This window comes from Christensenella tenuis (genome assembly GCF_014287795.1).
Taxonomy (GTDB): domain Bacteria; phylum Bacillota; class Clostridia; order Christensenellales; family Christensenellaceae; genus Christensenella; species Christensenella tenuis.
In genome coordinates, this window is record NZ_JACOON010000001.1 from 284,004 (window position 1) to 297,398 (window position 13,395).

Sequence of the window (13,395 nt, forward strand, 5' to 3'; positions counted from 1 at the left end):
ATAATGGCAGTAACTTATAAAGACGCTGGCGTTGATGTAGAACGCGGATATGAAGCGGTAAAGCTCATGAAAGAGCATGTAAAAAAGACCTTCGACGGAAATGTAATCACTGACCTCGGCACGTTCGGTGGGATGTACGATATTGGAAACGGGCAGGTACTCGTATCGGGAACGGACGGTGTAGGAACAAAACTGAAAGCTGCGTTCGCGATAGAAAAAAATGATACGGTCGGGATTGACTGTGTGGCGATGTGTGTCAATGATGTAGTCTGCCATGGTGCAAGACCCTTGTTTTTTCTGGATTATATTGCGACGGGGGCGCTTGTGCCCGGTATTGCGGCGGATATCGTAAGTGGAATTGCGGATGGCTGCATGCAGGCAGGATGTGCACTGATTGGCGGTGAAACCGCAGAGATGCCTGGTTTTTATCCCGTAGGAGAATACGACCTTGCAGGATTCAGTGTAGGGATTGTGAATAGAAAGGATATTATCAACGGATCGGAAATTGAGCCTGGAGATAAAATTATTGGGCTTGGTTCGACAGGGATTCATTCCAATGGTTTTTCACTGGTACGCAAGCTGTATGAAATGGACGAGACTTTGAAAACCAAAATAGTACCAGAAGCGGGAAAAACTTTGGGAGAACTTTTGTTGGAACCTACAAAGATTTACGTGAAATCGATTCTTGGGTTGATTGAGAAAGTGGATGTGAAGGGAATTGCGCATATTACGGGCGGCGGATTTTATGAGAATATCCCGCGCGTGCTGCCAAAGACGGTGGACGCAAAAATCAAGCTTGGTTCATGGGAAATGCCGTTTGTATTTGATATGCTGGTGCGCGACGCCCAGCTTTCCGAAAGAGATGCCTATAATACGTTTAATATGGGAATCGGAATGATCGTTGTAGTGAAACCGGAAGATGAAAAAACAGCGCTTGAGGCACTTAAAGCTTCCGGTGAAAAGGCATTTGAGATTGGCGAAATAGTTTCCGGTCATGGAGGCATCGAGTTATGCTGAAATTTGCAGTAATGGCTTCAGGTGGGGGAACGGATTTTCAATCCCTGATCGATGCAGTGGAAGCAGGGCAGATCGATGCGGAAATCTGCTGCCTGATTGCGAGTAAACCGGACATTTATGCAATCGAACGTGCAAAAAAGGCGGGTATTCCCACAGAGGTAATACAAAAGAAATCCTTTGACAATGTGAAAGCGTTTGACCAGGCGATCCTTACCACGCTTAAGAGATATTCGGCTGATTTTGTTGTACTTGCGGGCTATCTTAACATCGTAGGGCCACAAACCATCAGCGCTTATGAAAACAAGATCATTAATATCCATCCCGCATTGATTCCCAGCTTTTGCGGGATGGGAATGTATGGCAGTCATGTGCATGAAGCCGTAATTGCATATGGTGCAAAATATTCCGGTGCGACGGTTCATTTTGTGAATGAGGAAGCAGATGCGGGGCCGATTATTTTACAGGAAGTGGTTCCAGTTCTGGAAAACGACACTCCGGAGGACCTCGCTGCACGGGTATTGGAAACGGAACACAAGCTGCTGCCGCGGGCGGTAGAGCTTATGGCAGGCGGCAGGCTCCGGGTTGAAGGGCGACTCGTAAAAATTTTAAAATAATTTGGAGGATAACGATATGGCGAAAAGAGCTTTTTTAAGCGTATTCGACAAAAGCGGAGTAGTAGATTTTGCAAAAGGTCTTGTGAAACTTGGCTTTGAAATTCTTTCTACGGGCGGGACACAGCGCGAGCTGGAAAACGCCGGGATTCAAGTAACGAATGTGTCGGACATTACGGGCTTTCCGGAATGCCTTGACGGACGGGTAAAAACGCTGCATCCAAAAATTCATGCAGGAATCCTCGCAATGCGTGGGAATGAAGAACATATGAAGCAGCTCGAGAAGCTGGGGGTGGATACGATTGATATCGTTGCCGTCAATCTCTATCCATTTAAACAAACGATTTCGAAACCGGATGTCACGCTGGAAGATGCGATTGAAAATATCGATATCGGCGGACCGACCATGCTGCGCGCGGCAGCCAAAAACTGGCAAGATGTTGCGTCTATCGTAGACAGCGCCGATTATGAAACGGTGCTGAGGGAATTGGCAGAAAAGGGAGAAGTAACACGCGAAACAAAATTCAAGTTGTGTGCGAAGGTGTTTGAGACAACGGCAGCCTATGATGCTCTCATTAGCCAATACCTGAGGAAACAGCTCGCCACGGAAGAATTGCCGGAGAAATTGACGATTACATATGAAAAGCAGCAGGGAATGCGGTATGGCGAGAATCCGCACCAGAAGGCAGCGTTCTACAGGGAACCGCTTTACGTACCGGGGAGTCTCGCAAATGCGGAGCAGCTCAATGGAAAAGAACTTTCATTCAATAATATCAATGATACGGCAGGAGCGCTTGATTGCCTGCGTGAATTTGAAGAAACGACGGTAGTGGGCGTAAAGCATGCAAACCCATGTGGCGTTGGAAGCGCGGAAACGGTTTACGATGCTTATATGAAAGCCTACGAATGTGACCCGGTTTCGATTTTTGGCGGAATTGTGGCATGTAACCGTGAGATCGATGAAAAAACTGCGGCACAGATGAGCAAGATTTTTTTGGAGATCGTCGTTGCGCCTTCCTATACAAAGGAAGCGCTCGACATTCTCTGCCAGAAGAAAAATCTGCGGGTGCTACGGCTGCCTGAAATTTCCGCGCCCTTGCCGAAAGATGGGCTTGACACCAAAAAGGTATTAGGCGGGCTGCTGGTACAAGGGCTCAACGATAAAATGTTCGACAGTGAATTTAAGGTTGTTACAAAACGCAAACCAACAGATGAAGAAATGGAGAACCTTGAGTTTGCGTTTAAGGTTGTGAAATATGTGAAATCAAATGGTATTGCGATTGCCAAGGATATGGGCACGCTCGGCATTGGGCCGGGGCAGACAAACCGCATCTGGGCGGCGGAGATGGCGCTTGAGAGGAGCGGCGAGGAAGCAAAAGGGGCTGTAATGGCATCAGATGCCTTCTTTCCGTTTGACGACTGTGTAGAGGCTGCTGCCAAAGCGGGTATTACCGCGATTATCCAGCCGGGAGGTTCGATCCGTGATGAAGATTCCATTAAGAAATGTGATGAAAATGGAATCGCGATGGTATTTACTGGTATCCGTCATTTCAGGCATTAAGAGACAGGAGAGTAAGGCATGAGAAAAGTATTGGTAGTCGGCGGCGGCGGAAGGGAACATGCAATCCTGTGGAAGTTAAAGCAGGGAAACGAAGCACTGGAGCTTTTTTGTGCTCCTGGAAATGGTGGGATTGCAGAGCTTGCAACTTGTGTCCCGATCAAAGCGGATGATGTCGAAGGAATGGTTACATGGTCAAAAGAGAACGGAATGGATCTTGTATTTGTCGCACCGGACGATCCGTTGGCGCTCGGCATGGTAGACGCGCTGCAAGAGGCGGATATCCGTGCATTCGGCCCAACGAAAGCCGCTGCGGAAATCGAATGGTCGAAATCTTATTCCAAATGGCTGATGAAAAAATATGGGATTCCCACTGCTGCCTTCGAAGTATTTGACGATGCGGATAAAGCGATCCGGTATCTTTCGGAAGCAAACTATCCGATCGTTGTGAAAGCGGATGGTCTTGCACTTGGAAAAGGCGTGCTTATTTGTGATGATTTTGAGCAGGCGAAGCAAGCTGTGCAAGAGATCATGCTGGATAAAAAATTTGGCGCAGCGGGTGCACAGGTCGTGATAGAAGAATTTATGACCGGTCCTGAAGTGTCTGTGCTTGCATTCTGCGATGGAAAAACGATTTTGCCCATGGTGTCCGCACAGGATCATAAAAGAGCGTATGATGGCGATGAAGGGCTAAATACGGGCGGCATGGGAACCTTTGCACCATCACCGAAGTTTACACCGGAATTACAGGAATATGCCCGCAAGGTAATTTTTGAAAAGACGGTGGAAGCGCTGAATGCGGAAGGCCGTATATTTAAGGGTGTGATCTTTTTTGGATTGATGATTACACCAGACGGACTTAAAGTATTGGAATATAATGCACGGCTCGGCGATCCGGAAGCGCAGTCGGTATTTATGATGATGGATACGGATCTTATGGAGGTGGTCGATGCGGTCATTGACGGCACACTCGATCAGGTATCTTTCCAATGGAAGGATGGCAACGCGGTGTGCGTAGTGATGGCGTCGGGCGGTTATCCGCAAAAATACGAGAGCGGAAAGCTGATTGAAGGTTTGGATGACGTTGAAGACAGCGTGATGGTGTTCCACGCGGGAACAAAACTGGGGGAAGACGGCAGGCTATATACAAATGGCGGGCGCGTACTGGGTGTAACAGCCGCGGGAAGGGATATTCAGCATGCGCGGGAAATTGCCTACCGGAACATAGAGAAAATCAGGTTTGAAGGCGCCCACTACAGAAAAGATATAGGAATAAAGTAATAAAATAAAATGAAAAACGGCCGCAGAAATGCGGCCGTTTTGTGTTTCATTTTACAAAACAAAAAATAATTTTCCTATCACAATGGGGAAAAATTCGCTACAATAAAGGCATAATTAAATTGGAGATAAATATAAGATGAAATCTATTTTACGAAAAGTCGATCAAGGGGTTCAACTGACAAAGGAAGATGCTGTGGCTTTACTGAAAACGCATAACCAATCACCGGAATTTTATGAATTGATTGCAAAGGCAAACGAACTTTCCAGAAAAAATTACCAGAATAGGGGTTATATTTTCGTGCAGATTGGAATTAATTCCGATCCCTGCAGCGGAAACTGCAAATTTTGTTCCATTGCAAAAGATAATTTCTGTGTAGAAGAACAGGCCTCAAAGTCCCAGGGGGAAATTTTGGAGCAAGTGAATAAAATTGATTTTGCACGCATTACTGCACTGTTTTTGATGACAACGGCGGATTATAGTCAGGAAGACTTTCTGAAGATTGGGAAGGCTGTAAGAGCAATATTGCCGCCTCATGTAATTATGGTAGCGAATGTTGGAGATTTTGACGATGCTTATGCACTAAAGCTGAAAGATGCAGGATTTGGCGCCGCTTACCACATTGTACGCCTGCGTGAGGGAAGCGATACGGCATTGCCTCGGGAACAGCGAATCAGAACCTTGGATGCCATTAAAAAGGCTGGTTTGGATCTTTATTATTGCGTGGAACCAATTGGAAGAGAACATTCCTACGATGAAATGGCGGACGAAATGATCCGTGCACGGGAGTATGGTGTTGATGTAATGGCTGTGATGGCGCGCACACCGGTTCGGGGAACTGCTTTCGAACATGAAAAACCGATTACGGAATTGGAGCAGACAAAGATTGCGGCAGTGGCACGGCTTGTGACAAACCCGGGAAAATCTATGAATATTCATGAACCAAAAAAGATGGCGCTGCTGGCAGGCGTAAACCAACTTTATGCGGAAATTGGCGTAAACCCACGGGACACAAAAGGAGAGACGGAAAAGGGAAGGGGCTTTGGCGTGGATGAAGTGATTGCCTTGCTTGAGGAAGCAGAATATCATGTTGATTAAGGCATAACAAAAAAGCCAACCCACGGGGCTGGCTTTTTGATTTTCTAAAATTGCTCTAAAATCTTATCCGCAACATAGAGACCATTGGCTGCTGCCTGCGAGAGGGAACGTGTAAATCCCGCACCGTCGCCGGCCGCATAAATGTGATCAAATCCATCCAGTTCAAAATCATGCGCAAGTGGTCGGGCGGAATAATATTTGCACTCGATTCCATAAAGCAGGGTATCGTAGTTGGCCGTGCCGGGTGCAATCTTATCCAGCGCATATAGTGTTTCAATAATATTGTCAAGCTGGCGTTTTGGCAGACAGAGGCTTAAATCTCCGGGGACTGCATGCAAGGTTGGCCGGGTAGTGGATTGCGCGAGCCGCTTTGCATCTGTTCGCCGTCCGGACAAAAGATCGCCGAAGCGTTGCACAAGGACGCTGTCACCACTGATCAGGTTGGCAAGGCTGGCTACATGACGCGCATATTCGATGGGCTCCTTGAACGGTTCTGTGAAACGGATTGTTGTAAGGAGAGCAAAATTGGAATTATCCGTTTTACGTGACTGGTCACGATAGGAATGACCGTTTACCGTCAGCACGCCATTCGTATTTTCCGTTACAACATTTCCTTTTTCATTGAAACAGAACATACGTGTCGTATCGCCATATGCCTTGCTGCGATACCAGATTTTCGGTTCGTAAATTTGTTTGGAAAAATGTTCCCACACACTGAAAGGAAGCTCTACACGAACGCCGATATCCACCTGATTGTTGGTCAGGACGACGTTGTTGCTCTTGCACCACTTCGTAAAAAATTGACTTCCCGCACGCCCTACGGCAAAGATGATATGTTTCGCCTGAAATTCCAAAGATTCTGTTTTTGCCTGCGCCAAAATAGTATGTGCAGCCGCGTCAACATCTGTCACGTCGGTATCCGTATAAATGTCGCATTTTTCTGAAATATGCTCGATCATTCTGCGCATTGTGTCAAAGTTCTCATCCGTACCGAGATGCTTTAGCTGAGCTTGTGACATATGGAGGTCGTACTTAAGGCATTCCGCCTTAAGACTGTTATTGGGCATAAAGCGTTCGGTTGTAGCGCCAAAGGAAACGAGCAGGCGGTCGGCCTGTTCAATATAGTCAATAACGGTTTGCGGCTCTAAAAATTCCGTCAGCCATCCGCCGTATTCCGTGGAAATTACATATTTTCCATCCGAAAAAGCACCCGCGCCCGCCATGCCTTCCATAATGGCGCAGGAAGGACATTTTACACAATGATCCGCAGTTTTTTTTATGATTGGGCATATGCGTCCGGTAATTGCATGACCTTTTTCGATCAATGCGACCGCAAGGGCAGGGTTTGATTCCGTTAGGCGGTATGCACACATGATTCCACTGATACCGCCCCCGATGATTGCTACATCATATTTTTTCAATTTATAGTTACCTCAGTTGGTGAAATTACAAGCTGAATGCCTGTGTAACAGCCTTGATCGCCTTGGTTGCATCCTGGTTTTTCAAGCAGAAAGAGATCCTTGTTTCCGAATCAGTAACGATGTATGTTTTGATGCAATCCGCCGCAAATGCAGAAAACAGCTTAGATACTACGCCATACTGGCGGGCCATACCGTCTCCTTCAATCGTGAGTTTTGTAATATCGGAAACACATTTATAAGAAAGGCCTTCCATCAAATCGAGCGTAGCCCTGACCGTTTTAAGATCGGATGACGCGACGGAAAAAGTGATATCAACCGTGCCGTCCTGCGGGTAGGCTTGACTGATTGTCGCGATATTGACGCTGTTTTTGGCAATGCGGTCAAATACGTCTGCAATATAAACAGGATCGTGCGGCATATTAATAAGGGTGACAATCGCATTGTTTTCCTCTTCCACATAGATACTGCTTACGATCTTTTTTCCAGAGATAATATCTTCCATGGAATAAAGGCCCGGGGAACGACCTGCTAAAAATTGTGCAGCCCGTACAGCGCCTTCGGCAAAAATCTGCCGGGAAAGGGCACGGTGATGGATTTCGATGACCTCGTCATTACCAAGGAACAGTACGTCATGGTCGCCGACCACTGTTCCTCCGCGCACCGCATGGATACCGATTTCTTTTTGCACGCGCTTTGCACGTACTTTGGGGGTGCGGCCATAAATATATTCCTTGTCCCCGGAAAAGACCTCGTTTATTTTGTCTGCGATAGCAAGCGCTGTGCCGCTGGGAGCATCTACTTTTTGATTGTGGTGCTTCTCGATAATTTCAATATCGAATTTATCGCCTAAAAATTCAGAAGCAGTTTTGCAGAGCTCCATTTGAAGGTTGACCCCTAGGGACATATTGGCGGAAAAAAAGACTGGGATATGACCGGAATATTTCACAATCATCATCTTATCGTTCGCCGAATACCCCGTTGTTGCCAAGACAACGGCACTGTTCTTTTCCTGTGCGAAATTGAGCAAACCGTGCAGGGCATCGGGCCTCGAAAAATCAATAATCACGTCTACCGGCTCCGCAATGCCTGAGAAATCATGATAGACAGGAAATGAATTCTGCCGCGCGTCAGGCATTTTATCTACTCCTGCAACCACCACCATATCTTCTGTTTCCGCGACGCATGCGGCGATCATCTGCCCCATTTTGCCATTGGCACCGCTGATCAAAATTTTAATCATTTTTCAGCCTTTCTTAATCACAAAGTCCAAACTGGCGCATCTGCGCCAGAAGATTATTATAAGTCTTATCGCCCATCTCTGTAAGTGGAAGACGAAGCGGCCCCATATCAAACCCCATCATACGAAGAGCGGTTTTAATAGGAATCGGGTTGACTTCGCTGAATAAAGCTTGTATGAGCGGGTTGATTTCAAGCTGCATCTCACTTGCTTCCTTCATTTTGCCGTTCAGGTAGTTCATTACCATGTTGTGCATATATTTCGGCATGATATTTGCTACTACGGAAATAACGCCGCTTCCTCCGAGGGAAAGCAGGGGAACAACCTGATCGTCGTTTCCACTGTATAAAGCGGCTTTACCGCGGGTCAGGCGTGCCGTTTCAACAACCTGCGAAATATTTCCGCTCGCTTCTTTGATGCCTGCGATTTTTTCGTGGCAGCAAAGCTTCTCATATACAGAAGCACAGATATTGACCCCAGTCCGGCTAGGGACGTTATAGATGACAATCGGCAGATCGGTCGCATCCGCAAGAGCGCCAAAGTGAGCGATCAGGCCCGCATCCGTACATTTGTTGTAATAGGGGGTAACGGCCAAAAGGCCATCTGCACCGGCGGCCTGGGCCGCTTTTGCACAGGAGATCACATGCGCGGTATTATTACCTCCTACGCCCGCAATCACAGGAATCCGTCCAGCCGAAGCTTTGACAACACACTCAATGACCGAACGTTGTTCTTCGTCCGTCATCGTAGCGGGCTCTCCTGTCGTACCGCATGCGATTAACGCATCGGTGCCGTTTTCAATCTGGAATTCGACGAGCTTTTCAAGCGTATCGTATGCAATTCCGTTTTCCGTGAAAGGCGTTGCAAGCGCAACACCGGAACCTTTAAAAATCATTATATAATCTCCTGTGAATCAAAATTAGTTGTCTTGCATTTCTATCCATTTTTGAGCGATCTGCACGGCATTTGTTGCCGCACCTTTCCGGATATTGTCGGCGACGACCCAAAGGTTCACGCCGGAATCCACGGAACGGTCACGGCGAATACGTCCGACATAAACCTCATCCTTGCCGGCAATTTCAATAGCCATTGGATATTTTCCTTTACCTTCGCCTGTTTTCACGTCGTCCATCACAATAAGGCCGGGGAAAGCGGCGAGTGTCTTCTTTAGATCGTCGAGATCATACTCTTTTTCAAACTCGACATTAATGGATTCGCTGTGCCCGTGAAATACAGGAACCCGAACCGTGGTTGCAGTGATGCGCATATCGTCGTTATGAAGGATTTTGCGTGTTTCATTCACCATCTTAAGTTCTTCTTTCGTATAATCGTCCTCATCAAACACATCGATCTGCGGCAGACAGTTGCCAAAAATCGGGTAGGGGAATTTTTTCGGCGCATCTCCGTTAATTCCATTTTCAAGATCGCTGTATCCGCCCATTCCCGCACCGGATACTGCCTGATATGTCGAATAAACTACACGCTTGATTTTATATTTGTCATCAAGTGGCTTCAAGGCGACCATAGCCTGAATCGTAGAGCAATTTGGATTGGCGATAATGCCGGTATTCCATTCGATATCTTCAGGGTTCACTTCCGGAACGACGAGCGGAACCTTGGGATCCATACGCCATGCACTTGAATTATCAATAACAAGCGCTCCCGCTTTTACCGCAAACGGGGCAAATTTTTCACTTGTGCCGCCGCCAGCTGAAAACAGGGCAATATCGATATCTTTGCCGTCGAAGCAGGTTTCCGTAAGCTCTTCCACGGTATATTCTTTTTCCATGAAATCCACTTTTTTGCCTGCGCTGCGGGAACTTGCAAAAAGATAATAATTTTCTACAGGCAGGTTGCGTTCTTCCAAAACCTGCAGGAATTTCCTGCCTACCATACCGGTAGCGCCAACGACAGCAACATTATACTTTTTCATTCTTAGTCTCCTATTCTTTGCCGCAGAACGGCATTTCTGAAATATTTAAAAAACGGTTTCCGTTTTCTGTTACCTAGCCTATTTTTTTCCCGCCGCAACTCAAACAAAAAGGGCGGCACACATACTGCGCCGTCCTCTGCATCCATAATTCATCCGATCGCAGCAGCGCAACACCGCGGGGCGGTGACAGTGACACGGCTATTAACCGTATCCCCAGACCGCTATGCCCGGCGCACATAACGTCTTCGGCGTTAAGCCCTTTCCTGCAAAATACAACCGCTCCGCCGAGAGCTCATCATTTTGCGGTACTGATGCTGTAACGCGCCTCTGTCTGTTCAATTGTCATTATACAACATCCCCCCTGGCATGTAAATACTTTTCCATCTGAAATACTTGCGAAATGAGTGGGGAAACGGTATGATTTAGTTAGTATATGAGCAGGAAGGGAACCGTAAGATGATAGAAGTCAGGGACACAGTAAAACTGCAATGGGACGAGTTAGTGAAGCTGCGTCGTGAGCTGCATAAAATTCCAGGCTATTCTTTTGATGTTTCTGAGACGCACGAGTACCTTATGAGTTACCTCGGAACGCTTGCGCCGGACATACTGCAAATGTGTGGAAACAACGGGATTAAAGCAGTTTTTTTTGCAAAAAATCCTGCCAAAACAGTGGCGATTCGCGCGGATATGGATGGTTTGCGTATTGAAGAAAAAACAGGATGTTCGTTTGCATCCCGGAATGAGGGCCTCATGCACGCCTGCGGCCACGACGGGCATATGGCAATTGCGCTTGTGTGTGCGAAACTGGTTGGAGAGGCGCGGGAACGCATTGATAAAAACTTTGTTTTTTTATTCCAGCCCGCGGAAGAAACTGTTGGCGGAGCGCAGCCTATGATTGAGGACGGCGCGCTCCAAAATCCGGATGTAGATGAAATTTATGGAATTCATTTATGGCCCTATCTTGCGCTTGGCATAGTAGGTATGAAGCCGGGACCGATTATGGCCCAGATGTCCGATTTTCTAATTGACATCAGGGGCAGGGGAAGCCATGGAGCCAAACCACAGGACGGGAATGACGCGCTTGTTGCGGCAGCACAGTTTATCATGGGAGCTCAGACAATTGTATCGCGTAGCATTGATCCTTATGAGACGGCTGTGGTCACGATCGGCCGGATTGAAGGCGGCCGGGCGCAGAATGTAATTTGCGAAAACGTGCATCTGGAAGGAACGATGCGCGCATTTGAGCCGAAGGTAATGGATACGGTGAAATGCCGCATGCATGAGTTGCTGGAAGGGACCGGGAGTATGTATGGCGTGGATTGCTCGTATTGTGAGCCTATGAGTTATCCGGCAGTAGTCAATGATAAGCGGCTTTTTGAATGCGCAGCGGCGAAATTCGGAGAAGATGAATTCCAGATAGCGCAGCCTTTTATGATGGCGGAGGATTTTTCTAATTTTCAACGCACGGTTCCCGGTTTATATTCTTTTATAGGAGTTGCGGAAGCGGAAGGTGCACAGCCCCTTCATTCGGGCAAATTCAACTTTAACGAACAGGCACTATTAAATGGTGTAGAATATTTTTTGAGGGTAACTGGTTTTGAATGAGCAGTATGGGGCGCTCGCGCAGCTATATGATGACTTGATGTATGACGCGCCTTATGAAGATTGGTCCCAATATATTATTGCCCAACTGTGTGCAAGCGGCGTGGAGCCGGGCGCGGATCTTTTGGAATACGCGTGCGGGACGGGAAATGTAACGCTGCCGCTGGCAAAAGCGGGTTATCATGTTACGGCTGTGGACGCTTCAGAGGAGATGCTTTTCTGTGCTCAGGAAAAAACGCGTAAAAATGCTTTGAGAGTAAATTACGTATGCGAAGATATGTGCCGTTTTCGGCTAAATAGGCCCGCGTGCGCCGCAGTTTGCGCTTGCGATGGAGTCAATTACCTGTTGACCGATGCGGAGCTTCGACGTTTTTTTGAGCAAACCTATGCAAATTTACAGGAGGATGGGATTTTTTTATTTGATATAAGTTCCGCCTATAAGCTGGAAAACATCCTTGGAAATGAATTTTACTATGATGATGGCGAAGACAAAACGTATTTTTGGCAAAATCGGTTTGACAGTGAAAGAAAAACCGTAACGATGGAACTGACCTTCTTTACACGTCAGGATGGAGATATTTATGAGCGCAGGGATGAAATCCATGTGCAAAGAGCATGGAAGTCCGCAGAAATTGAGGCAATGCTTTGCGATACTGGATTTGCAAATATCAAGGTTCATGGCTTTTTAACTGGAGACGAGCCTTGTGCACAGGAAGAAAGAATACAGTTTCAGGCTGTGAAGAAAGGAAAAAACAATGAGTGATGTATTGATCAAAGCGATGCTGAACGGTGAAGCGACGGTATGCGCATGCGATGTTAGCGAGATGGTCGAGACAGCAAGAAAAATACACGAAACAATGCCAGTGGCAACCATCGCCCTCGGACGGACACTTGCAGCCGGGACGATGATGGCCTCTATGCTGAAAAGCAAGCATGACCGGATTACCCTGATGATTAATGGCGGAGGACCGGCAGGGACAATTATGGTCGTGGGAGATGCGATGCTTCATATGAAAGGATATATTGCAAACCCAATGGTAAACACTGCGGCGAACGAAAAAGGCGCTTTCGATATCGCTGGGGCAGTAGGAACCGACGGATTCGTAACGGTAGTTAAAGATTTAGGGCTGCGCGAACCGTATATTGGTAAAACGCCTATGCTGACAGGGGAAATCGGGGAGGATATCGCTAATTATTTTCTCGTATCGGAGCAGCAGCCGTCGGTGGTTTATGTTAATACATGGCTGGAGACGGATATGAGCATTGTGAATGCAGGCGGCGTCATTGTACGGCCTTTGCCGGGGTGCTCGAAAGACACCTTAAGCGAAGTTGAGAAACGGGCAGGGGATATTTTGAACTATGCAATGTATATGCTCCCGCAAGGCGCAAGAGGAGCAATTGAGCAAATATTTGAAGGGATGAATCTTGAAATTTTAGAAGAACAACAGCCTTTATGGAAATGTGATTGTTCCAAAGAACGGCTGAATGAAGTGGTTATTTCGCTGGGAAAGAATGAAATACAGGATATGATTGAAAAAGATGACGGTGCGGAAATCGTTTGTCGTTTTTGTAATAAGAAATATTGGTTTTCAGCGGAAGAATTAAGAAAACTGCTTGAACAGGCAGTGAAGGAATAAGA

The 13,395-nt window shown here is 47.0% G+C and carries 12 protein-coding genes, 1 pseudogene and 1 riboswitch; of the genes and pseudogenes, 8 read left to right on the plus strand and 5 right to left on the minus strand.

Annotated elements, in window-relative coordinates; all coding sequences use genetic code 11:
* Window positions 1-3: 3 nt before the first annotated feature.
* From purM to H8S18_RS01395, 5 genes are all read left to right on the plus strand, one after another.
* Complete coding sequence (gene purM / locus H8S18_RS01375) at window positions 4-1,017, plus strand: phosphoribosylformylglycinamidine cyclo-ligase (protein WP_186856520.1); 1,014 nt, start codon at window positions 4-6, stop codon at window positions 1,015-1,017.
* Window positions 1,014-1,631: a phosphoribosylglycinamide formyltransferase gene (gene purN, locus H8S18_RS01380; protein ID WP_186856934.1), complete on the plus strand. Its 618-nt coding sequence runs from the start codon at window positions 1,014-1,016 to the stop codon at window positions 1,629-1,631. The genes purM and purN overlap by 4 nt, the downstream gene beginning before the upstream one ends.
* 16 nt (window positions 1,632-1,647) lie before the next feature.
* A complete protein-coding gene (purH, locus tag H8S18_RS01385; protein WP_186856521.1) occupies window positions 1,648-3,189 on the plus strand; it encodes a bifunctional phosphoribosylaminoimidazolecarboxamide formyltransferase/IMP cyclohydrolase in 1,542 nt (513 codons plus the stop codon).
* Between the two features lie 18 nt (window positions 3,190-3,207).
* Window positions 3,208-4,467 (plus strand): phosphoribosylamine--glycine ligase, encoded by a 1,260-nt coding sequence (purD, locus tag H8S18_RS01390; protein ID WP_186856522.1) that lies wholly within the window; start codon window positions 3,208-3,210, stop codon window positions 4,465-4,467.
* 136 nt (window positions 4,468-4,603) lie between these two features.
* Window positions 4,604-5,563 carry a biotin synthase BioB gene (locus tag H8S18_RS01395; protein WP_186856523.1) on the plus strand — a complete coding sequence of 320 codons (960 nt, stop codon included), beginning with the start codon at window positions 4,604-4,606 and terminating at the stop codon, window positions 5,561-5,563.
* Between the two features lie 44 nt (window positions 5,564-5,607).
* On the opposite strand, the gene H8S18_RS01400 is transcribed toward H8S18_RS01395, so the two are convergent.
* The 5 genes and pseudogenes from H8S18_RS01400 to H8S18_RS01415 form a co-directional block, all read right to left on the minus strand.
* Complete coding sequence (locus H8S18_RS01400; RefSeq protein ID WP_407926952.1) at window positions 5,608-6,936, minus strand: NAD(P)/FAD-dependent oxidoreductase; 1,329 nt, start codon at window positions 6,934-6,936, stop codon at window positions 5,608-5,610.
* Between the two features lie 73 nt (window positions 6,937-7,009).
* Complete coding sequence (locus tag H8S18_RS15005) at window positions 7,010-7,486, minus strand: ACT domain-containing protein (protein ID WP_407926953.1); 477 nt, start codon at window positions 7,484-7,486, stop codon at window positions 7,010-7,012.
* Window positions 7,469-8,224 (minus strand): annotated as a pseudogene (gene dapB / locus H8S18_RS15010) (4-hydroxy-tetrahydrodipicolinate reductase); the annotation flags it as partial. The pseudogene dapB and the gene H8S18_RS15005, both read right to left, overlap by 18 nt.
* 13 nt (window positions 8,225-8,237) lie before the next feature.
* The gene (dapA, locus tag H8S18_RS01410; RefSeq protein WP_186856935.1) at window positions 8,238-9,119 is read right to left on the minus strand and encodes a 4-hydroxy-tetrahydrodipicolinate synthase; all 882 of its coding nucleotides are present in this window, start codon (window positions 9,117-9,119) and stop codon (window positions 8,238-8,240) included.
* Between the two features lie 21 nt (window positions 9,120-9,140).
* Window positions 9,141-10,154 (minus strand): aspartate-semialdehyde dehydrogenase, encoded by a 1,014-nt coding sequence (locus H8S18_RS01415; protein WP_186856526.1) that lies wholly within the window; start codon window positions 10,152-10,154, stop codon window positions 9,141-9,143.
* Window positions 10,155-10,309: 155 nt separating this feature from the next.
* Window positions 10,310-10,492: riboswitch (Lysine riboswitch) on the minus strand.
* A gap of 118 nt (window positions 10,493-10,610) precedes the next feature.
* Here H8S18_RS01415 and H8S18_RS01420 point away from each other — a divergent pair.
* From H8S18_RS01420 to hslO, 3 genes are read left to right on the plus strand one after another with little or no spacing between them, the layout of a single operon-like run.
* Complete coding sequence (locus tag H8S18_RS01420) at window positions 10,611-11,759, plus strand: M20 metallopeptidase family protein (protein ID WP_186856527.1); 1,149 nt, start codon at window positions 10,611-10,613, stop codon at window positions 11,757-11,759.
* Window positions 11,752-12,519, plus strand: a complete 768-nt coding sequence (locus H8S18_RS01425; RefSeq protein ID WP_186856528.1) for a class I SAM-dependent DNA methyltransferase — start codon at window positions 11,752-11,754, stop codon at window positions 12,517-12,519. Before H8S18_RS01420 ends, H8S18_RS01425 begins: the two co-directional genes overlap by 8 nt.
* On the plus strand, window positions 12,512-13,393 hold the full coding sequence (gene hslO, locus H8S18_RS01430; protein ID WP_186856529.1) for an Hsp33 family molecular chaperone HslO: 882 nt from the start codon (window positions 12,512-12,514) through the stop codon (window positions 13,391-13,393). The genes H8S18_RS01425 and hslO overlap by 8 nt, the downstream gene beginning before the upstream one ends.
* Window positions 13,394-13,395: the final 2 nt, after the last annotated feature.